Below are 21,101 nucleotides of genomic sequence, written 5' to 3'. Positions count from 1 at the left end.
TAATTGTTTGGTATCATAGACTATACATTCAAAACAGGCTACGGGGGTTAATTCAGTGAAACTAGACATCATTAAGGGACATGGTTCAGGCAATGACTTTTTCTTAGTAGATGAATTCACTACTGGGTATTCATTTACAGAAACGGAAAGGTCCGAACTAGCAAAATTATTATGTAATCGGGAAACATCTCTAGGAGCAGATGGAGTTTTATATATCATGAACAGTGAACGGGCTGACGGAAAAATGCGAGTGTTTAATGCAGACGGGTCCGAAGCCTCGATGTGCGGAAATGGATTACGATTGGCAGCACGTTATCTATGTGAATCGAAAGGTCTTGATCATGCAGTAGTGGAGACTATGAAAGCAGACTTAAAAGTCAGCAAGTATAAAGAACTTTATCCGGATATTCAAACATATCAGGTGGAAATTTCTCCGGTATTATTTGATTTAAAGGCTTTGCCGCTAAATCTGCCACAGCCGGTATTGATGAATGAACGTATTCCTCAACTGTCAGAGGAATTGGAGTTTACAGCTGTAGCTGTACCCAATCCACATTTGATTACACTGGTCGATACGGTTACCTTAAAAAGCGATACGCAGAAACTACTAAGTGAAAAAGTGAATGGCCCCAATCAGCTATTTCCTGATGGGGTGAATGTTAGCTTCGTAAAGGTACTTCAGACTGGTGAAATTTATGTCAGAACTTTTGAACGGGGTGTCGGATTTACGAATGCTTGTGGTACAGCCATGTCGGCTTCGTCGCTTGTCACTTGTCTTCAGCAGCTAAATCAGTTTGAGACAGCAATCGACGTTTATAACAATGGTGGCAAAGTGAAGTGCATTGTTCATCAACAAGGTAAGAATTATCGGATTGATTTAATCGGAAATGCCACCTATTTATTTAATGCAAGTGTAGATGTCGATTTTGATAAGGGGGCTTTTGCGGTTCTTAGCAAAAAAGACCTCGCAGAACAAAGTTCCTATAATAGATTGCAATCAGAGGTACAGGAGTATTTAATGGCAAACCTAGAAGGATAAGGACCTGTTCCTTATCCTTGTTTTTTTAAAATTTCCAAAACGGGTGCAAATGGCTGGATTTCCTTTGTTTGAAAGTAATTTTTAAATGGGTCCCCTTGGTGCTTAATCCGCTGTAAGGCTGTTTTTAGGGTGAAATTTCTTGGCTCTAATTTTTCATTCACCTCGTCCCAATAAAGCGGTGTGGCCACACCGGCATGGTCATTTCCCCGCATAGAATAGGGGGCAACGATCGTTTTTCCTTCCCCGTGCTGTACATAATCAACATACAGCCTGTTTCCTCTGTTTCTTTTCATTCTCTCAATAGTAAACGAATCAGGGTCCTTCGAGATTAAATATTCTGCCATAAAGCTGGTAAAAAGTCTTGTATCATCATAAGTAAATTTTCCTTCTGGTAGTGGCAGATAAATTTGCAACCCTTTATTTCCGGATGTCTTGACAAAACCAATTAACTTTAGCTGGTCAAGCACCTCCTTAATCAGCAGGGCAGCTTTCACAGCCAAAGAAAAGTCGTCAATCGATGGAGGATCCAGGTCAAAAACGATTTCGCTGGCACCTTGACTATAAATGGTGTGAAACGGAACGTGAAATTCAATCGCCAACTGATTTCCAAGCCAAATCAGCGTTTTCAGGTTATTGCATAAAATATAGTTGATGTCCTCTGTTGCATAAGTATGGACAAAATCTGGAGCATAGTCCGGACAGTTTTTCTGATAAAAGGCTTCCCCAAACATTCCATGTGGAAAGCGGATCACGGTCAATGGTCGATCTTTTAAAAAAGGCAGCATATAGGGTGATACTTCCCTTAAATATAATATATAGTCTGCCTTACGAATGGCGTGCTGTTCCCAAAGCGGTTTTTCCGGATGAGTGATTTCAAGTTCTTCAGGCAAATTTTTCTGTTGGAAAATAAAATGATCATACGTGCAATCTGATGGCTGTAAATCAAAACGAAACTGATGGAAATGAGGTTCTCGCAGCTGGTTTTCGTACAATTCCAGGTATTTGACCTCCAGACAAATGGCAGGTTCTACATAAATGTATTGCTGATCTTCACTAATTTTGTTTTGTTTGACAATCTGTCCAAGTGCATGCTTTTCATCGGGCTTAAAACCAAACAGCACCTGCCCAATAGTAGTCACCTGTTCGTTTTTATAGACTCCTACATAAAAATAACCGTTGGTTTTATCAAATGAGGTGACAAAGCAGCTTACATATTTCCAATTTTTGTATTTTAGCCAATTCGATGAACGTTTACCTTCCTCCCATACGCTGGTTTTGTTTTTAGCCACAATACCTTCGCCATCATAAAGGACTACTTTCTCCCATAACTCGTTAAAATCGTTATGGGGGATCACAGGCTGCAACAACTGATGGCTGGCCGGTTCAGCCGTTGTTTCAAGACCAAGTGATTCGAAGAAATCAATCAACATTTCTTTGCGTTGTTGAAAAGAAAAAGTATGCAAGGGTTTCCCTTTTAAAATGAGGACATCAAAGACCATTAGCCGGCAAGGAGAAAGTTCCGAAAGCTCCTTAATTTTTTTCTTGGCTTTTAAGCGACCGCGAGTTTGAATAGCAGAAAAGTTTGCTTTGCATGGGTTTTCGAGTGAAACCAACTCGCCATCGAGCCGCAAAGGAAGAAACGGCTTAATTTTGTCCTCCAAGGATAGTATAAAGCTCTTTATTTCTGGAAATTGCTCAAGCAAGGACTTTTCGTTTCGGCTGATTAAATCAATTCCCTGGTAATTCCACTCCAATATAGCTCGAAATCCATCATATTTAACCTCATATACCCATCCCTTCTTGATGGGGCGCTCAAACGTAAGCGTTGGCAGCATTGGTTTCATTAGACATTTCCCCTTTGTTTTATTTTTATTTTGGCTCATAACTTGACAATCATCCATTTCCAGCTGATTGTAGGAATGCCATCGAGTGAGCGGCACAAAATAAAATAAAAAGATGGGAGACCTTAAACATGCATACAATGTGGAAAGGCAGTATCAGTTTTGGATTGGTGAATATTCCAATCAAGCTTCACACTGCCACAGAAGACAAAGACATTAAGCTACGAACTTTGCACAATAAATGTCATGCCCCGATTAAATATGAAAAGGTTTGTACCGTTTGTGAAGAAGAAGTAAAACCAGAAGATATTGTGAAAGCGTATGAGTATACAAAAGGGAAATTCGTGGTTTTAGATGAGGAAGATTTAGAAAAACTGCGCAAGGAAAATGAAGACAAAGCGGTAGAAATTATTGATTTTGTCAAAATGGAAGAAATTGACCCCATATATTATGAGAGAAGTTATTATATGTCGCCAAATGAGGGGGGAGGAAAGGCTTACTCCCTCTTGCGGAAAGCTCTTCAGGAGTCTCAAAAAGTAGGTCTGGCCAAAATCGTGATTCGTTCTAAAGAGCAGCTTGCGGTCATTCGGGTTTATGAAAACACATTAGTCATGGAAACCATCCATTATCCTGATGAGGTGAGAAAAGCAAGTGACGTACCGAATGTTCCTGCAGAGGATAAAGTGACCGAGAAGGAACTGGACACTGCCATCATGCTCATTGACCAGTTAACTTCAGAGTTTGAACCTGAAAAGTATACAGATGAGTACCGCACTGCATTACTAGAATTGATTGAATCAAAACGACAAGGGAAAGAATTCGTTACAGCTGCAGCAAAAGATACACCTTCCAATGTGACTGATTTAATGGCAGCTCTTCAGGCTTCCATAGATCGAACCAAGCCGGGTAAAGCAGCATCTACAGAAGGACGCAAGGTTGCAACAGGTACAGACGTTCCCAAAGCCGCAGCAAAACCTGCAAAAGCGGCCCCGAGAAAAAAAGCACCTGCAAAGGTTAAGAAAGAGGCCTAGGGTTCTCATTGACAATTGGTAAAAAGTGTGTTAGGATTAAATTACGCTTTTAGTTCGTTAAATATTTTATAGGATTAGTCGCCGTACTGCACGATTTGTGGGGGATGTCTAATGACCACCCGTGTAGTGCGGCTTTTATTATTAAATGTAGATCAACTTAAAGTGAAACAAATTTTGGAGGTTTTATTTTATGAAAAACGGTAAGGTAAAATGGTTTAACGCAGAAAAAGGATTTGGCTTCATTGAAGCAGATGGAGGTCAAGATGTATTTGTTCACTTCTCTGCCATACAATCTGATGGCTTCAGAACATTAGACGAAGGACAGACAGTAACATTTGAAATTGTTGAAGGTGCTCGTGGCCCTCAAGCTTCCAACGTGAAAATTGCTTAATTGATCTAGTGAAAGTGATGCTTTTGATTTGGCATCGCTTTTTTAGTGACTGTGTGAGATTGATCCTAAAGGGGGAGAGAATTTTGACTTTTGGCAGGAGAAATACAGAGGAAATCAAATTGGAAGAAACGAAGGTTTGGGTTTGCAGTTCAACTGTGTGTAAGTGCTGGATTCGAGATAACTTTAAAAGCAGTGCAGAACCCCTATGTCCTATATGTAATAGTAAAATGATATTAACCACCAAGGAACTCCAGGTGATAAACAACCACAGCCAAAAAACATACTAGCAAAAAAGCAGGGTAACACCTGCTTTTTTTTTTAATCTTTAATCTTCCAGATAATGATCCTTACAATAATCAAAAACGAGCTGTTCCTCATCTTCCTCAAGTTCAAAATCGAGAACTTCTTCTGTCTCTTTTTCATAAAAATGATAATTAGAAATTTTCATCACATCGTTGTCCACAACAAACAAAACCCGTAAGCCAACTCCTTTATCTGAGTAAAGCTCATCTTCTTCGTCAACCTCAAGGTCTAGGAAAAATTCATAGCGGTCACCAGAAAGAAGCCCGAATGGATCTACCAGTTTTTCAACTGAATGCCCAGATATATTCAATTAAATCATCCTTTGCTTTTTTATCGTTTTTATTATACACATCTTTTTACGATAAAAAAAACAGAATGGTATCGAAAATGAAATTATTGCAATTTTGTAACAAAAGATTTGAAAAATATGTGAAATATTGCACATTCTATTACACCTAATTTAAGCGTTACGATAAGATGAAGAGGAACAAATGACAATAATACATGAGGGAGATATATGACCATCATTGGAGAAATAAGGGACTTTGAGCCCTTTTTATTATCAAGGAGAAATTTTTATCAGTTTCTTGCTTTATTGTTTACAGAACCCAAAGCAAATCCACTTTTTGGGGATTTAAATAGAGAAATTGATATGAATGGATTGGAGGAAGTTCATAAAAATGGTGGAAGAAAACTAAGGCAATTTTTTCATCATTTATCTAAACAGCTAATCCATGAACAAATCGAAGAGTTTCATCGGCTATTTATCGGTCCGGGAATGAGCGCCCCACCTTGGGAATCTTACTACCGTAGTCAAGATCATCTGCTGTTTGAGGACTGCATGATTCAAATTAGAGAGCTATTTTATCAATTTGGTCTACAGAATAAAATGGAGAACAAGGAACCAGATGACCATTTGTCATTGGAATTAGAATTTATGGTCTTTCTATCAGAACAAAGTTTGCTAAAGAAAGATTTGGAATATCTAAAAAACTTGTTAACAACACAGATTGACTTCCTTCAGGAACACCTATTGAGTTGGATCCCACAATTTTGTGAAAGAATTATTCAAAATACAACCAGCCCTTTCTATTCGGGAGCGGCCATGCTTCTGAGAGACTTTTGCTGGTTCGATTTGGAGACACTTACTCAGGCAAGGGAGGCATTATAATATGTCTGAACAGAATCCATTTAAAAATCTATTAACCAATAAAATGAAGCGAAGGTCGTTTATAAAGTGGTCTGGGGCTATTGGCATACCCGCTATTGCTGGTGGGATAGGGACTAAAATGCTAGTTGAGAAGAAGGGCGAAACGAAACCTGTCAGTGCAAAAGAGACCGAACAAATCGTCTCTACCTGCAGCATAACAAACTGCGGTGGCAGATGTATCATTAAAGCCCATGTAAAAGATGGAAAAGTAGTGAGGATTAGTACGGATACCCAAATAGGCGGAGACCCGTCAACACCGCCGCTGCGGGCTTGCGTAAGAGGCAGGAATTACCGGAAAATGCTTTACGATTCAGACAGGTTAAAATACCCAATGAAGCGGGTGGGAAAACGGGGAGAAGGAAAATTTGAGCGAATCTCTTGGGACGAAGCTATTGAAACGATCGCTAAGGAAATTAAGCGAATCGGCGATACCTATGGTCCGGAATCCAGGTATGTAAACTATGCAACTGGCCAAAGCAGCGGTCTCCATGGCGGTCGAAATTCAGCCAGAAAATTATTATCGCTTACAGGAGGATTTCTTAACTACAGACTCGACTACAGCGCAGGAGCTGCCGAGGCTGCAACACCTTATACATATGGTACCAACATGACAGGAAGCAGTTTTGATTCTTTACTGCATTCGAAATACATTATTTTATGGGGCCAAAATCCTTCCGAGATGATTTATTCCACACCTTATCGGGAGTATTTAATGCAGGCAAAGAAGAATGGAGCAAAAATAGTTGTAATTGACCCTCGCTACTCTGATACAGCCATTGCATTTGCTGATGAGTGGATTCCAATCCTTCCGACTACCGATACAGCGCTTATGGATGCAATGGCCTATGTAATTGTCACAGAACAGTTACATGACCAAGCATTTTTGGACAAGTACTGCATTGGGTTTGATAGGGATCACATGCCAGAAGGGGTTCCGGGGATCGAGTCTGTGAAAAGTTATTTGCTAGGGGAACAAGATGGAGTTCCGAAAACACCGGAATGGGCTGAGAGAATCTGCCGGGTTCCAGCGGATAAAATTAAACAGTTGGCTAGAGAATATGCAACCACGAAGCCCGGAGCTTTGATTCAAGGATGGGCGGCACAGCGCCAGGCGTATGGTGAGCAATTTACGCGCGGCGGAGCACAGCTTGCATGTTTGACTGGAAATGTCGGCAAACTCGGTACCTGGGCAGGCGGCACAGGCAGCTGGAGCCGCACCAAAATGATCCAACCATTAACATACCAAAATCCTGTGAAGGCTTCAATTCCATGCTTCTTGTGGACGATGGCTGTAGAAAAAGGGACGGAAATGACAGCAGCTGACGGTTTGCAAGGTGTGGACCGATTAAACTCTAATATAAAGCTTATCGTAAACTTGGCAGGAAACGCATTGATTAACCAGCATGCTGATATCAATAAAACAACCAAGCTTCTCGAGGATGAATCTAAAGTAGAATTCATTCTGGCAAGTGATATTTTTATGACCCCTAGTGCTAAATTTGCCGATATCTTATTGCCAGGAACTACGTTTTTTGAACGGCATGATATTGGCTTTCCATGGGGAGGAGGCGACTATGTCATTTTGGGGAATAAAGTCATCGAACCGTTATATGAGTGCCGTGATGAATATGATGTATTTGCCGCAGTAGCTGAAAAACTTGGGATGAAAGAGCAATTTACGGAAGGGAAAACAACTCTTGATATTGTAAAGGAAAGTGTTGAGCGGACAAGAAAGGAAATAGATCCTAAATTCCCTGAATATGAAGAGTTCAAAAAGATGGGTGTACACCATTTTAAATTTGATGAGCCGCTGGTGGCATTCAAAGAACAGATTGAGGATATCGTTAAACATCCATTCCAAACACCATCCGGAAAAATTGAATTATTTTCAAAAGCATTATGGGATATGAATCAGCATGATGAAATTCCAGCAATTGGTCGATATATTTCTTCCTGGGAAGGCCCGGAGGATCCGCTAACCAATAAATATCCATTACAATTAACCAGCTGGCATTACAAGCGGAGATGTCACTCCACTTATGATAACCAGGAATGGCTTGATGAAGCGGCCAAACAAGAAATGTGGATGAACCCGAAGGATGCGGAACAGCGCGGTATTAAAAATGGTGATCGTGTCCAAGTATTTAATGATCGGGGGTTACTCGTTATTGATGTCAAGGTAACGCCTAGAATTACACCAGGGGTTTGTGCCATACCTCAAGGCGGGTGGTATTCCCCTGATAAAAATGGCATTGACCAACGGGGGGCAGTAAACGTGTTAACCTCCCAACGGCCAACACCTCTGGCAAAAGCTAATCCGCAACTAACCAATTTGGTGGAAGTAACAAAGGCATAGGGAGTGAGGAGATTGGGGCAACTAGGATTTTATATAAATCAGAGCCTTTGCACCGGCTGTAAAGCGTGCAGTGTTTCATGTAAAGATAAAAATAATCTCGATGTGGGGATTAACTTTAGGCGAGTCTATACCTATGAAAATGGAAGTTTTATGGAACAGCCCGGCGGTGGTATTGTTCACAACATCAAGGCGTTTTATTATAGTATTTCTTGTAACCATTGCACCAATCCAAAATGCCTTCCAAGCTGTCCGGTTGGAGCAATCTTTAAGGATAAAGACAATGGTGTGGTGACGATTGACCAAGAGATATGCCAAGGAACCCAGTTATGCGTCAAAGCCTGTCCCTATGGTGCCCCCCAATATAATAAAAAGGTTTTTAAATCTAATAAGTGCAATCTTTGTATCGATCTTCAAGAAAAAGGCGAGGATCCGGTATGCGTGGCAACCTGTCCGATGCGGGCGATTGAGTTCGGCCCGATCGACGAGCTGAGGAAAAAATATGGAAATGTGAGTCAAATTAAAGGGATGCCAAGTGACACTATCACAAATCCCAATCTGGTAATTACCCCTCATAAAGATGCAAGACTGTCAAGTTCATGAGTATAAGAAGAATGATGGGTGCTGCAGGATGAAATTGGAGCCTGCAGCCCTTTTTTAACGAGGTGTAAACATGTCTATATTAACAAAATGGCTGGAAAGCATGCACGTTGATATGGAAATTACAAAAAGATGCTCCCGGAAGAGAAACCACAGGTCCAGCTGCCAGTTTTGTTTAGATGCTTGCAAAACTGGAGCCATCTCTATTGAAGGTCAAGAAATCCACATTGATTTGGATTTATGCAATAGCTGTGGCGACTGTATGGTTTCCTGTCCGCTGTCTGCTATTGAAGGCATTTCAGTATTAAGGATATTTGATAACAGGAGCTTACAATATAGTGATCAATATAAGATTTCGGATAAAGAACTCCTCATATACAAAGAAAAAGGAATACAAACAATTATGACTGTTTCCCGATTAAACGAACAATGGACTTCAGCCATTGAAGAGGCAAATCAAAAACTGGTTTTATTAGAAGAAAGGCCATTTACGGTTACCGGTCCTGACGGGGGAAACTTATCGAAACGTGAGCTCTTTTCATTCATTAAAAAGCAAGGCAGGCAATTAGGTAAGGACTTATCGCCTGCTGCTTGGAAAATCCAATCGGGTGAGTGGATTTTAACAAATTATTTTTCCGATTACCAATTTTATACCGTGCAAGTGGACGTAGAGAAATGTAGCTTATGTCAAGCTTGTTTTCATTTTTGCACACAAAATGTGTTTCTCCTCGAGGATTCAGCACTGCAAATTGACCATGGAAAGTGTGTTAATTGTACGGATTGTACCGATCTCTGTCCACAATCTGCATTACGGATCATTCCTGAGATAAAGAAAAAGGCAATCAGCTCAATAGCGGTGATTTACCACACATGCCAGAAATGCGGGACAGTATTCCCATCATTCCATAACGGTGAGCATGCTTGTCATATTTGTAAAGAGAGGAATCCTGAGTGGTTAAGCCCAATAGGATAATAAAAAAAGCACCAGTATGACTGGTGCTTTACAAAATCTATGTATGGATGGCGGAGAAGGTGAGATTCGAACTCACGCGACGGTTGCCCGCCCTAACGCATTTCGAGTGCGCCCCCTTATAACCACTTGGGTACTCCTCCACAAATTTATGGAGCGGGTGAGGGGAATCGAACCCCCGCCGTCAGCTTGGGAAGCTGAAATTCTACCATTAAACCACACCCGCATCATCAAGGACGATTATTATTATAACATAATAAGTCGAGATGTAAAGAAAAAAATTCACGTATTAGAAAAAAGAGCTGAAACTTCAGCTCTTCATGACGCTTCTTCTTTCGGTGGTGGTTTGACTGCCAATAATGTAGCAATGGCAGCAAGGATTGATAAGCCGCTTAACAAAATAAAAATCCAATGGGTGGAATATTTCATTAATAATGCAATAATTGGTGGCCCCGCTGCCACTCCGATAAAACGCATCGAACTATAAATAGAAGTAATGGTCCCCCGTTCCTTTTTTTCAACACCATCAGTGATCAGGGCATCCAAACTTGGCAAGCTAATACCTATTCCTACACCTGCAATTAAAAACATCGAAAGCATATACCATAACTTGATCGAAAACCACAAGGCAGCGATTGACAAGGCAGCAGCTAAAATCCCGGAAAATGTCAGCCATTTCATTAGAATTTTATTCTTTTTAATTAACTTCCCGCTGATAAAGGATGACAAACAAAGAGCCCCAAGGGGCAAAGCTAAGAAAAATCCTTTTTTTATATCTTTTATTTCATACTCTTTTTCAAAGATTTCAGAGAGGTAAAAAAGTATTCCAAACAGTACCAGCATCAGAATTCCGCCAATGAAGAAAATTGCATACAGCCAGCGGCCGTTTTCCGTAAATGTTTTTTTGACATTTACAATGAAATCTTTAAAAGGTATCGGTTTTTCTTTTTTCTTAGGAGACTTTACAAGAAAAACTAACATAATAACCGAAATAGCACAAAATACAGGAAAAGCTAAAAAAGGCAAAAACCAAACAAATCCAGCTAAAAAAGCTCCAAAAATGGGACTTAATACTTTTCCAAATGTATTTGATGTTTCAATCAAACCTAAGCATGTACTAACGTCATCCTCTTTTTTAAACATATCTCCTACCAGTGGAAGCACAATAGGAAACGCACCAGCTGCCCCTACCCCTTGAAGGGCACGACCGGCTAATATAATCCAATAGGCGCTCTCTAATTTCCAGGCAGCCCAACCAGAAATAAGGCCCCCTGCAGCCGCAATAATAAGACTGGGGATAATGACTTTTTTTCTGCCGATATGGTCAGATAAATACCCTGCTACAGGAATCAGCAAAATCGCAATTATTGAATACACTGTAATAACTAAACTTGATTGAAAAGATGTAACTCCCAACTCTTCCTCCAAAGCAGGCAGAACGGGAATTAACATTGAATTTCCTAAAGTCATCACCAATGGAATAGATGATATTGAAAGAATGGCCCACTTCTGCTTTGAGATTTCACTCGACTTTTTATGGCCTTTCTCTTTCTCAGAGTTTTTGCTTTTAGCGGCTGGTGGGTTATTCGATAAACGTTCGATATGCTCCATTTTTCTATCTATCCCGCTTTCATTGTTGTTGTACCTTTAATATGGACTTTTTTAAAGAAAAAAAAACGGAAAGCAGAGTATCCTTTTAATGGCATTGAAAGATTATGTTAATTTAGAAAATTTAAACAAGACACTTGACATTGAAGAAAAACTTTAATAATATTGAAACCAATAAAACGTAATTAAAGTATGGCAATGATGAAGAGTAGTAACTATTTTAGATTCTTCAGAGAGCTGATGGTTGGTGCAAATCAGTGTTGATGAAATAGTGAATGGACTTCTGAGCTTCCAAACCGAACCATCCAATCGGGATTAGTAGGCTTTGGCGAATTCTCATCGTTACATGAGACAGATATTAAGCATTTGCTCGATATCGGTAAAGTGAGCTATTGATTTAGCTAATGAAGGTGGCACCACGGGTCTTCCGTCCTTTTTGAGGATGGAGGACCCTTTTTTATTTTTCCATAAATAATCATGAAAAATCGTTGAACAAGAAGAGTACACATTTTTAGTTCTTCACAGAGAATCGGGGACAGGTGAGAGCCCGATATGAACGGAATTGTGGAATGGGCTTGTGAGAGGTATCCTGAACGTTAGTAGGGATACACGGAGTTCCGCCGTTAAAAGGATAGGATATTGATCGTATTTGTTCAGTATCTGAAAAAGGAAGCAGGAATAACTGCTTCGAACAGAGGTGGCACCACGTTTAAAATCGTCCTCTATATGCCTAGAAATATCTGGGCATGTAGAGGACGATTTTTTTATTTCGAAAGGAGTGGCTGTATGAAGACAAAGACAGGGTATTTTTTTAAAGAGATTAGCGGTGATGTATTAACGCCGATTTCCATTTTGCAAAAAGTCAGCGGCAAGAAAAAGTTTTTATTAGAAAGTTCCCATAAATATAATGACTCGGGGAGGTATTCCTTTATAGGCGCAGATCCAGCGTTTGAATTAATTGCCCAGGGAGACAGAAATCAGCTCATTTTTAGAAATGGACAGAAACAGAGTTTAACTGGCAATCCGCTTGAAATAGTGAAGAGTCTAATACCCGATTTGAAAACCGATGAAATTCCATTTCCATTCACAGGTGGGGCAATTGGATATGTGGGTTATGACATTATTCGGCAATATGAACAGATTGGAGAGGAATTTCCGAATGGATTATCGATGCCTGACGTTCATCTCATGTTCTATGAAGAAATGGTCGTATTTGACCATTTGGAGGAAAAGGTGTTCCTGTTTGGTATCCCGCTTTTACCAGACAGTAGTGATGCAAGCATTCAAAATAGGCTAAACCAGCTTTTGTTTGAACTTAAGCAGCCCTTTGAGGATCAAGAGGAGCAATCATACGAATTTTCGGAGTTCCAATCAGAAATGACCAAGGAAACGTTTATAGATAATGTCAAAATTGCAAAAGAACATATTTTGGCAGGTGATATTTTTCAGGTGGTATTATCGCAAAGGATGAAGGCGGGCTTCACCGGATCTCCATTAGCTTTATATCGAAGTCATAGGTCAAATAATCCAACCCCCTATATGTTTTATATCGAATTTGAAGCTTATACCGTGATTGGTTCATCACCAGAAAGCCTCATTAAAACGAGAGGAACAACGGTAATTGCCAACCCCATAGCCGGGACAAAACGAAGAGGAACAACGAGTGCAGAAGATCAGGCGATCGAACAGGAATTGTTACAGGATGAAAAGGAACTGGCAGAACATAAGATGCTGGTGGATCTAGGAAGAAATGATCTTGGAAAGGTCAGTGAGTTCGGATCCGTTCAGGTAGAAAAATATATGGCAATAGAAAAATACCGATATGTGATGCACATTGTATCAGAAGTTAGCAGCAGGCTGAAGTCCGATAAAACCTCTCTTGACGCCCTAGCAGCCTGTTTGCCGGCAGGAACCGTTTCTGGTGCTCCGAAAGTCAGGGCAATGGAGATTATTAATTCCCTTGAAAAATCCAAACGTGGACTTTACTCAGGTGCCATTGGCTATCTATCAGCAAATGGAAACATGGATTTTGCCTTAGCCATCCGAACTATGATTTTAAAAGATCATCATGCTTATATCCAGGCAGGTGCCGGGATCGTTTACGATTCTGTTCCTGAATCGGAGTATCAAGAAACCTTGAGTAAATTGAGATCGTTTTTGGAGGTGCCGAAGTGATTCTGCTCATAGATAATTTTGATTCATTTACATTTAATCTTTATCAGTATTTAGGAGAGTTAGGGGAAACCGCCGCTGTTTATCGAAACAATCAACTGACTATAGATAGTATAAGAAATTTGCATCCGACAGCCATTATCCTGTCCCCTGGACCAGGAAGACCGGAGGATGCCGGTATCTGTATTGAATTAATCCAAACCTTTTTTAAAGAAATTCCAATTTTGGGAATTTGTCTAGGCCATCAGGCGATTGGAGCAGCATTTGGCGGGGAAATCAAGCGGGCATCTCAAGTTAAGCATGGGAAAACTTCCCTGATTCATCATAATGGTACTGGAGTTTTTAACCATTTAACCTCACCGCTTGAGGTTATGCGTTATCATTCTTTAATTATTGAAAGCAGTACTCTGCCAAAGCAATTGACAGCAATCGCCTATTCGCTGGACGACCAAGAAATAATGGCAGTCAAACATGTCCAATATCCTGTGTATGGCCTGCAGTTCCATCCCGAGTCGATTGGGACTCCTGATGGAAAACAAATCATAAAAAACTTTTTATTTGAAATCGAGGGAGAGAAGAAACATGAAAAATTACTTACTCCAATTAGCTGAACAAAAATCGTTTTCAGAAAGTGAAATGCGTGAGGCAATGGACTTTATTTTAGGTGAAGAAGTATCGGAATCGGAAATCGCTGCCTTTTTGATGGGACTTAAATCTAAAGGAGAAACAGTGGATGAAATCGTAGGAATCGTTAAAGCATTAATGGGAAAGACACTTTCCTTTACAAAGAAATTACCGGAAGCGATCGATAATTGCGGCACAGGTGGAGATGGCTCTTCAAGTTTTAATGTAAGCACAACCTCAGCCTTTGTCATAGCTGGTGCCGGTATTCCAGTGGCAAAACACGGCAACAGAAGTATTTCAAGCAAAACAGGCAGTGCCGATGTTCTTGAACACTTAGGCGTTAATTTAAATTTAACCGCGGAAAGCATTGAAGAATTACTGGAGGAAATTGGTATTGCCTTCCTATTTGCTCCCAATGTGCATCCAAAGCTAAAGAAGGTTTCTATGGTTAGACGTCAATTAAAAATCCCTACAGTTTTTAATTTTATTGGTCCACTGACCAACCCTATTTCATTAGATTATCAATTACTAGGTGTTTATCGGAGGGACCTGTTGAACGTATTCGCCGAAGTATTAAAGCAATTGGGACGTAAAAGAGCTGTTGTCTTAAACGGAGCAGGCTATATGGATGAAGCTTCCCTGCAAGGAGAAAACCATTTAACGATTTTAGAAGATGGTGTGATTACCAGTCGTTCCTTTCAACCGGAGGAAGTTGGATTGCCGGTATACGATAACAAATTCATTAAAGGCGGGGATGCCATGGAGAATGCAGATATCCTGGTAAATGTTTTAAAAGGGGAAAAGGGCGCCTACCGCGATACGGTATTACTTAATGCTGGCCTTGGCATATATACAGCGGGAAAAGCCTTAACGATAACGGACGGAATAAAAGCAGCAGCGGAAGTCATAGACTCGGGAGCAGCCTATGAAAAACTAGCTGTTTTGATAAAAAAATCCCAGGCAGTACAAAGGGAGGCTATATAGATGGAAACCATTCTAGATCGAATTATTGAACAAAAGAAATTAGAACTCAAACGGCTACGCGAACAAGGATTACCATTCACAGGAAAGCCACGTGTTAAGCATTCTTTCATAGAAAAGTTACAAAAGGCAGAGGAAATTTCGATTATTGCAGAATATAAACGGGCATCGCCATCAAAAGGGATTATCAATAATGCTGTTGAACCGAAAGTACAGGCTGCTAAGTATGAAAGCTATGGTGCTTCAGCTATTTCCGTTTTAACTGATGAAACTTTTTTTAAAGGATCCTACTCTGATTTGGCGGCTGTTCGAGAATCGGTTGATTTGCCGATTCTCTGTAAGGATTTTATCATCGACCCATTACAAATTGATATGGCCGCATCACATGGTGCCGACATTATTCTGTTAATAGTGGCAGCCTTACATGAAGAGACCTTACAGGAACTCTACCTTTATGCTAAAAAGTTAGATTTAGAGGTATTGATGGAAGTACACAATCAAAAGGAACTAGATATTGCCCTGAAAACCCGGGCTGAGTTAATAGGAGTCAATAATCGTGATTTAAAAACCTTTAATGTTTCCCTTGATGTAACCGAAAACCTGGCAGCACAAGTGAAAGGTTCTGGCGCTTTTTTAATCAGCGAAAGCGGTATTCACAGACAAGCTGATGTAAAAAGGGTCCAAGAGGCAGGGGCAAATGGCATTTTAGTCGGTGAGGCCTTTATGAAGAGTGCTGATGTTAAACAGACCTTTTCAGATTTTCGCCTGTCATTAACTGAAGGAGCGAAACAATGAAAATAAAAATATGTGGGATCACAGATGTAGAAACCGGGGTTAAAGCAGCTGAATACGGGGCAGATGCCATCGGCTTTGTCTTTGCAGAAAGTAAGCGGAAAGTGGCAGAAACAACAGCAAAAGCGATTATTGACAGATTGCCCCAAGAAGTGTTCAAAGTTGGCGTTTTTGTGAATGAATCTGGAGAGGAAATTGAAAGAATTGCCGCGTTTGTTGGACTGACCCATATCCAGCTGCACGGGGAGGAAACAGCGGAAATGTGTGAGTCGCTGACCTTGCCGGTTATAAAAGCTATAAATTTTCAAAACAATGAACGACTGGCTGAATTGAATACCTACCCTAGTGAGTTTCTTTTGTTGGACGGTCCTAAGGGGAAGTACAGGGGAGGCAATGGCACCTCATTTGATTGGAAACAGGTTGATACCAATGTGTTAAAGGAAAAGAAATTGATTCTTGCCGGCGGGCTTAACCCAGATAATGTAGAGTCGGCAATAAAGATGATCAACCCGTATATGGTAGATGTAAGTTCCGGGGTCGAAACGGATGGAATCAAAGATTTGAACAAAATAAAAAAATTTATTAGTCAAGCTAAAAGTTCAAGACAGGAGGAAGTAAGATGAAGAGCACTTATACATTACCAGACGAAACAGGGCATTTTGGCATTTTTGGAGGGAGATTTGTCCCGGAAACATTGATGAAGGCGGTAATGGAGTTAGAAAGCGCCTATCGAGAAGCAAAAGCGGACCCAGAATTCCAAAAACAGTTTCAGGATCTGCTAAAGGAATATGTCGGCCGGGAAACCCCATTGTACTATGCTGAAAATCTAACGAAATATGCGGGGGGAGCCCATATCTATTTAAAGCGTGAGGATCTAAATCATACGGGGGCTCATAAAATTAACAATGCAATTGGCCAGGCGCTGCTGGCAGTCCGGATGGGTAAACGAAAGGTCGTAGCTGAGACAGGCGCTGGACAGCATGGGGTAGCTACCGCTACTGTTTGTGCTTTGCTCAACTTAGAATGTATCGTTTTTATGGGTGAAGAAGATATCAAACGCCAGGCACTTAATGTGTTTCGGATGGAGCTGTTGGGAGCGAAGGTAGTCAGTGTCACTTCCGGCAGTGCAACCTTGAAGGATGCAGTAAATGAGGCTCTTCGTTACTGGGTGGCAAATGTTGATGATACACACTATTTACTAGGTTCAGTCATGGGCCCTCATCCATTCCCGATGATTGTCCGGGACTTTCAGAGCGTGATTGGTAAGGAAACAAGGGAACAGTTCTTAGGAAGAAATGAAAAGCTTCCAGATGCTGTAGTAGCCTGCATTGGCGGGGGAAGCAACGCAATGGGAATGTTTTATCCATTCATTAAAGATGAGCAGGTTCGTTTATACGGAGTGGAAGCTGCTGGTCAAGGGATTCAAACTCCATTCCACGCGGCTTCCTTAACAAAGGGTAAGCCGGGGGTGCTACACGGAGCGTTAATGTATTTGTTGCAGGATGAAGACGGCCAAATCCAGGAAGCCCATTCAATTTCGGCAGGATTAGATTATCCTGGTGTCGGACCTGAACACAGTTATTTAAAGGATAGCGGCCGTGCCCAGTACCATTCGATTACCGATCAGGAAGCTCTAGATGCATTTCAGCTCTTATCGAAACTTGAGGGGATCATCCCGGCACTAGAGAGTGCGCATGCCGTTGCGTTTGCGATTAAGCTTGCAGCAGAAATGGAGCCAGGCCAGAATTTGGTGGTTTGCTTATCGGGACGAGGAGATAAAGATGTTGATGCGGTAAAAACAAGATTGCAAGGGGGAGTAACAAATGAATAGGATTACACAAGCCTTCAGAAGGTTAACAGAAACAAACGGCAAAGCATTTATTCCATATATCATGGCCGGGGATGGCGGCTTGTCTTGCCTTGTTGAACGTCTTCAATTATTGGAAAGGTTAGATGCAACCGCTGTAGAAGTGGGAGTGCCGTTTTCTGACCCTGTAGCGGATGGACCCACCATTCAACAAGCTGGTATCAGAGCATTAAAAGATGGAACGAGTCTTAATGACATTCTTGTCGAGTTAACAAAGGCAAAAGCAAACCTTCATATCCCTATTATTCTCATGACTTATTTAAACCCTATTTATTCTTATGGAATAAATCGCTTTGTTGAAGCTGCTCAAACTGCAGGGATAGACGGATGCATTATTCCAGATTTGCCGATTGAAGAGGAAGAAATCATTGCACCGCAGCTTGCAGAAGCTGGAATTGAATTGATTAGGCTTGTGACCCCAACAACGCCAATCAAAAGGGTCGAGGAAATTTCCAATAGAGGAAATGGCTTCTTGTATACTGTAACCGTCAAAGGGATAACAGGTGCTAGAGGTGAGTTTGACGGTGGATTAAGTACATTTTTATCCTCAGTAAAACAAGTGAGCCCAATCCCAGTTGTTGCAGGGTTTGGCATTTCTAATAACGAACAAATTGCCGAGATGACTAAATACTGTGATGGTGTGGTAGTCGGAAGTAAAATTGTTGACTTATTATCAAAAAACAGACTGGAAGAATTGGAAGATTTTATGTCGGCTTATAAAAAGTCTTCTGCCAATATTTAAGCAAAGGTCTACTCTGGTATAGGAGTAGACCTTTTTCTTACAACTTCACCAAACGTGCTTTTTGTTACAGCCGTTTCGAGCAATCTTAACTATAATTTTGACTAACAAGGTATCGAATCTGTAAAGTTTGGAGGGTGTAATATGAACGGACTATTTGACAAAAACGGCCGGAGAACTTCCATCCCGCCATCCAGAGTTCTTCAGAGTTTAACTGTAAAAGTTGAGCGGTTTGGGGGAGAATCCCAACAAGTTCGGATTGACTTTTTAAAAAAGCGTTTTGTTTTTGTTGTCTGGAGATCCCCTGGCGATTCAAAGCCCTCCTCCGAGAATCTTCCACTAGGACTGCCAGGCAGTGTTGAAACGTTTAAAAGAGAATTATACAATTTTGATATTTGGAGTTGGGACTCGGTTTATTATAAGGAGGATGGAATAATATTAGATGGAAAGTATTGGAGTGTAGAGCTTGAAACAAAGGTAAAGGTCTATCAAAGTAATGGTATAGAGTGTTTCCCAAGCAATTGGGTTCTGCTGTGCAAGTCGATTGAAAAATTAATCGGGGCTCCTTTTGGTCTTGAGCAGGTCTAAATTCGTTAAGAGGTATCAAGCTCTTGAAACAGTTGATTAACTCCTATATAATAAGAACATAATAATTTTACGTACACTGATTGATAAACAGTTTTTTTGACAAAACTTCCCTTGTGTGGAAGTTTTGTTCGTTTTAATCGATATTTTAGTTGTGTTGGATTAATTCTTAGGAGAGAAATCAAAATGAAAGAACTACCTGTTGAAAACTTATTTGAAATAGATAACCCAATTATCATTGATATCCGTTCTCCTGTTGAGTACAAGGATGGTGCCATACCTGGTGCAATTAATGTTCCACTGTTCACTGATTCTGAACGGGAGGAAATAGGGACTATTTATAAACAAAGAGGACAAAGTGAAGCGAAATGGAGAGCTATGGAAATTGTCTCTCCTAAAATCCCCAAAATGATGGAGACCATAAAATCCTACTCGGATAAAGGCGAGTTAGTCATCCATTGCTGGCGTGGGGGGATGCGCAGCAAAGCGGTTGTTACCTTCTTGGAATTTGCCGGTATTTACGCGTGGAAATTGATTGGGGGATATAAAGCCTATCGACATTATATTCTAGAAATAATGGAAGATCAAATTCCCGACAAAGCTGTTGTTTTACACGGTATGACAGGGGTTGGCAAGACCGAAGTATTGAAGCTTTTGAAACAAAAGGGTTATCCAATCCTTGATCTAGAAGCAATGGCGGGACATCGCGGCTCGATATTTGGAACGATCGGTTTAGGGGAAGGCCATAACCAAAAAACTTTCGATTCCTTGCTGTTTAAAGGACTACAAGACATCGCAGGCTCAAATTATTTTCTTGTTGAAGCGGAGAGCAAAAGGATTGGAAAAGCAGTACAGCCCGAGAAATTAATGGATATTAAGTTTAAAGGGGTTAACATATATATCCACACTCCACTTGAGCAAAGGGTGAGGTTGCTGGTGGATGAATATGTACTACCCTATCAGCATGAGTCTTGGTATCATGAAAAGATTGCTGTTAGTATGGAAAGAGTGTTAAAGAGAGTTAAAAATGTGGAAATGAGAAGCAGGATGGCAGAATTAGTGAACGCGCACGATTATCAGGCCTTAATCCCACTCCTACTTGAGTACTATTATGACCCGCGGTACGATTATGCAAGACAGGATTATCAAGGCGAGTTCTATGATGTTTTCGCACAAGATCCGGAAGATGCCACTAAAAAAATTGTGGTGAAATTAGAGGAATTGGGGTTTAAACCAGTAATCGGAGTACCTCAGTCCTAGAGATGAACGTAAACAAACCGCTAATTGAATAGCGGTTTGTTTACGTTATTTGTCATAGCTATCGATTCTTAAAAGGTTTTAAACCCCGACGTTCAATTTCTTCTTTTAATATTTTTATCCATTCCTTTTCCTTACCAGATTTCAATGCATCTCGATACGAAACAATCAACTGCTCGTTACTCATAATTTTCAACTTGAGAATGCCTCCTTGGAAAATGGATTGAATATTCAGTTTTTAATATTGTAATGGAATTTCACTGTTTTGAGAACCTTTTTTGCAAGTTTTTCATGATATTGTCAAAATGTTTCATTGGGAACATTACTCTTGAAAAAGGAATGAATAGTTGCTCCGTCGGATTCAATTGTTTATACTAGATACTGGATTATAAATAAAGGAACGGTGGTCATAATGATTCATTTAACATGGCGTGAGCGGGAAACAATTAAAAAGGTCAAGTGTGTTCATACCAATGCAAAGAAATACATTGTGAATAATGTATTAACAGAAGGACATGTTTATGATGTGAAAAACGAAACAGAAGAGTTCTATTATATTATTGATAATTCCGGTAAAGTGGGCGGTTTTTATAAGGAGTATTTTGTAGACCCCTAGAAGAAAAAGGCTGACGCTTATGTCAGCCTCAGGCTGTCGAAAAACCCTTCGGCAGCCTCTTATTACATCTAATTACTTTAACAGTTCACCGCGTTAATATGATATAATATCATTAACAATAG

At 40.5% G+C, this 21,101-nt stretch carries 22 protein-coding genes, 2 tRNA genes and 2 other annotated features; of the genes, 18 read left to right on the top strand and 6 right to left on the bottom strand.

The annotated features are described in order from the left end of the window. Nucleotides 1–55: 55 nt before the first annotated feature. Nucleotides 56–1,039 (top strand): diaminopimelate epimerase, encoded by a 984-nt coding sequence (gene dapF / locus BN2425_RS08165; protein WP_042457460.1) that lies wholly within the window; start codon nt 56–58, stop codon nt 1,037–1,039. An 11-nt stretch (nt 1,040–1,050) separates the two neighbouring features. Here the strand turns inward: dapF and BN2425_RS08160 are convergent, their stop codons facing one another. Beyond that, complete coding sequence (locus tag BN2425_RS08160; RefSeq protein ID WP_042457458.1) at nt 1,051–2,883, bottom strand: DNA ligase D; 1,833 nt, start codon at nt 2,881–2,883, stop codon at nt 1,051–1,053. A gap of 128 nt (nt 2,884–3,011) precedes the next feature. Between BN2425_RS08160 and ku the strand changes: the two genes are divergently transcribed. From ku to BN2425_RS08145, 3 genes are all read left to right on the top strand, one after another. After that, on the top strand, nt 3,012–3,911 hold the full coding sequence (ku, locus tag BN2425_RS08155) for a non-homologous end joining protein Ku (RefSeq protein ID WP_042457455.1): 900 nt from the start codon (nt 3,012–3,014) through the stop codon (nt 3,909–3,911). 190 nt (nt 3,912–4,101) lie between these two features. Then, entirely contained in the window at nt 4,102–4,302 is a 201-nt protein-coding gene (locus BN2425_RS08150) for a cold-shock protein (RefSeq protein ID WP_042457452.1), read from the top strand. A 17-nt stretch (nt 4,303–4,319) separates the two neighbouring features. Further along, a complete protein-coding gene (locus tag BN2425_RS08145) occupies nt 4,320–4,589 on the top strand; it encodes a cold-shock protein (protein WP_081798030.1) in 270 nt (89 codons plus the stop codon). A 38-nt stretch (nt 4,590–4,627) separates the two neighbouring features. Here BN2425_RS08145 and BN2425_RS08140 read toward each other — a convergent pair whose 3' ends face one another. Beyond that, nucleotides 4,628–4,915, bottom strand: coding sequence for a DUF6509 family protein (locus BN2425_RS08140; protein WP_042457445.1), 288 nt, complete (start codon nt 4,913–4,915; stop codon nt 4,628–4,630). A gap of 207 nt (nt 4,916–5,122) precedes the next feature. On the opposite strand from BN2425_RS08140, the gene BN2425_RS08135 reads away from it, so the two are divergent. The 4 genes from BN2425_RS08135 to BN2425_RS08120 all read left to right on the top strand — a co-directional run bounded on the left by BN2425_RS08135 (nt 5,123) and on the right by BN2425_RS08120 (nt 9,741). Beyond that, a complete protein-coding gene (locus BN2425_RS08135) occupies nt 5,123–5,776 on the top strand; it encodes a TorD/DmsD family molecular chaperone (RefSeq protein ID WP_052352810.1) in 654 nt (217 codons plus the stop codon). 1 nt (nt 5,777) lies between these two features. Further along, on the top strand, nt 5,778–8,171 hold the full coding sequence (locus BN2425_RS08130) for a DMSO/selenate family reductase complex A subunit (protein WP_074433025.1): 2,394 nt from the start codon (nt 5,778–5,780) through the stop codon (nt 8,169–8,171). 12 nt (nt 8,172–8,183) lie between these two features. Continuing rightward, nucleotides 8,184–8,771 carry a DMSO/selenate family reductase complex B subunit gene (locus BN2425_RS08125; protein WP_042457443.1) on the top strand — a complete coding sequence of 196 codons (588 nt, stop codon included), beginning with the start codon at nt 8,184–8,186 and terminating at the stop codon, nt 8,769–8,771. Between the two features lie 70 nt (nt 8,772–8,841). After that, nucleotides 8,842–9,741, top strand: a complete 900-nt coding sequence (locus tag BN2425_RS08120) for a 4Fe-4S dicluster domain-containing protein (RefSeq protein ID WP_042457441.1) — start codon at nt 8,842–8,844, stop codon at nt 9,739–9,741. Nucleotides 9,742–9,789: 48 nt separating this feature from the next. Here the strand turns inward: BN2425_RS08120 and BN2425_RS08115 are convergent. The 3 genes from BN2425_RS08115 to BN2425_RS08105 form a co-directional block, all read right to left on the bottom strand. Further along, nucleotides 9,790–9,881, bottom strand: a tRNA-Ser gene (locus BN2425_RS08115). A gap of 9 nt (nt 9,882–9,890) precedes the next feature. Beyond that, nucleotides 9,891–9,964 (bottom strand) — tRNA-Gly (locus BN2425_RS08110). 92 nt (nt 9,965–10,056) lie between these two features. Continuing rightward, a complete protein-coding gene (locus tag BN2425_RS08105) occupies nt 10,057–11,349 on the bottom strand; it encodes an MFS transporter (RefSeq protein ID WP_042457439.1) in 1,293 nt (430 codons plus the stop codon). A 186-nt stretch (nt 11,350–11,535) separates the two neighbouring features. Then, nucleotides 11,536–11,784 (top strand) — a binding site (T-box leader). A 41-nt stretch (nt 11,785–11,825) separates the two neighbouring features. Further along, nucleotides 11,826–12,072, top strand: a binding site (T-box leader). Nucleotides 12,073–12,132: 60 nt separating this feature from the next. Between BN2425_RS08105 and trpE the strand changes: the two genes are divergently transcribed. The 9 genes from trpE to mnmH all read left to right on the top strand — a co-directional run bounded on the left by trpE (nt 12,133) and on the right by mnmH (nt 20,366). Continuing rightward, nucleotides 12,133–13,521: an anthranilate synthase component I gene (gene trpE, locus BN2425_RS08100; protein WP_042457436.1), complete on the top strand. Its 1,389-nt coding sequence runs from the start codon at nt 12,133–12,135 to the stop codon at nt 13,519–13,521. Further along, entirely contained in the window at nt 13,518–14,129 is a 612-nt protein-coding gene (locus tag BN2425_RS08095) for an anthranilate synthase component II (protein ID WP_042457433.1), read from the top strand. The genes trpE and BN2425_RS08095 overlap by 4 nt, the downstream gene beginning before the upstream one ends. Then, entirely contained in the window at nt 14,101–15,126 is a 1,026-nt protein-coding gene (trpD, locus tag BN2425_RS08090; RefSeq protein WP_042457430.1) for an anthranilate phosphoribosyltransferase, read from the top strand. Before BN2425_RS08095 ends, trpD begins: the two co-directional genes overlap by 29 nt. Next, on the top strand, nt 15,127–15,918 hold the full coding sequence (gene trpC / locus BN2425_RS08085; RefSeq protein WP_042457427.1) for an indole-3-glycerol phosphate synthase TrpC: 792 nt from the start codon (nt 15,127–15,129) through the stop codon (nt 15,916–15,918). After that, nucleotides 15,915–16,538: a phosphoribosylanthranilate isomerase gene (locus BN2425_RS08080; protein WP_042457424.1), complete on the top strand. Its 624-nt coding sequence runs from the start codon at nt 15,915–15,917 to the stop codon at nt 16,536–16,538. Before trpC ends, BN2425_RS08080 begins: the two co-directional genes overlap by 4 nt. Beyond that, complete coding sequence (trpB, locus tag BN2425_RS08075; RefSeq protein WP_042457421.1) at nt 16,535–17,746, top strand: tryptophan synthase subunit beta; 1,212 nt, start codon at nt 16,535–16,537, stop codon at nt 17,744–17,746. Before BN2425_RS08080 ends, trpB begins: the two co-directional genes overlap by 4 nt. After that, nucleotides 17,739–18,524 carry a tryptophan synthase subunit alpha gene (trpA, locus tag BN2425_RS08070; RefSeq protein WP_042457419.1) on the top strand — a complete coding sequence of 262 codons (786 nt, stop codon included), beginning with the start codon at nt 17,739–17,741 and terminating at the stop codon, nt 18,522–18,524. The genes trpB and trpA overlap by 8 nt, the downstream gene beginning before the upstream one ends. Before the next feature lie 141 nt (nt 18,525–18,665). Next, nucleotides 18,666–19,109, top strand: coding sequence for a hypothetical protein (locus tag BN2425_RS08065; protein WP_042457416.1), 444 nt, complete (start codon nt 18,666–18,668; stop codon nt 19,107–19,109). Nucleotides 19,110–19,292: 183 nt separating this feature from the next. Then, nucleotides 19,293–20,366 carry a tRNA 2-selenouridine(34) synthase MnmH gene (gene mnmH / locus BN2425_RS08060; RefSeq protein WP_042457413.1) on the top strand — a complete coding sequence of 358 codons (1,074 nt, stop codon included), beginning with the start codon at nt 19,293–19,295 and terminating at the stop codon, nt 20,364–20,366. A gap of 58 nt (nt 20,367–20,424) precedes the next feature. Here the strand turns inward: mnmH and sda are convergent, their stop codons facing one another. Continuing rightward, a complete protein-coding gene (gene sda / locus BN2425_RS08055) occupies nt 20,425–20,550 on the bottom strand; it encodes a sporulation histidine kinase inhibitor Sda (RefSeq protein WP_406603187.1) in 126 nt (41 codons plus the stop codon). A gap of 225 nt (nt 20,551–20,775) precedes the next feature. Here sda and BN2425_RS08050 point away from each other — a divergent pair, with 225 nt between their 5' ends. Then, nucleotides 20,776–20,979, top strand: coding sequence for a DUF6501 family protein (locus tag BN2425_RS08050; RefSeq protein WP_042457408.1), 204 nt, complete (start codon nt 20,776–20,778; stop codon nt 20,977–20,979). Nucleotides 20,980–21,101: the final 122 nt, after the last annotated feature.

The organism is Neobacillus dielmonensis (assembly GCF_000612665.1).
In the GTDB taxonomy this organism is placed as follows: Bacteria; Bacillota; Bacilli; order Bacillales; family Cytobacillaceae; genus Neobacillus; species Neobacillus dielmonensis.
Note: the sequence above shows the minus strand (reverse complement) of the source record. Positions and strands in the feature narration are given on the sequence as shown.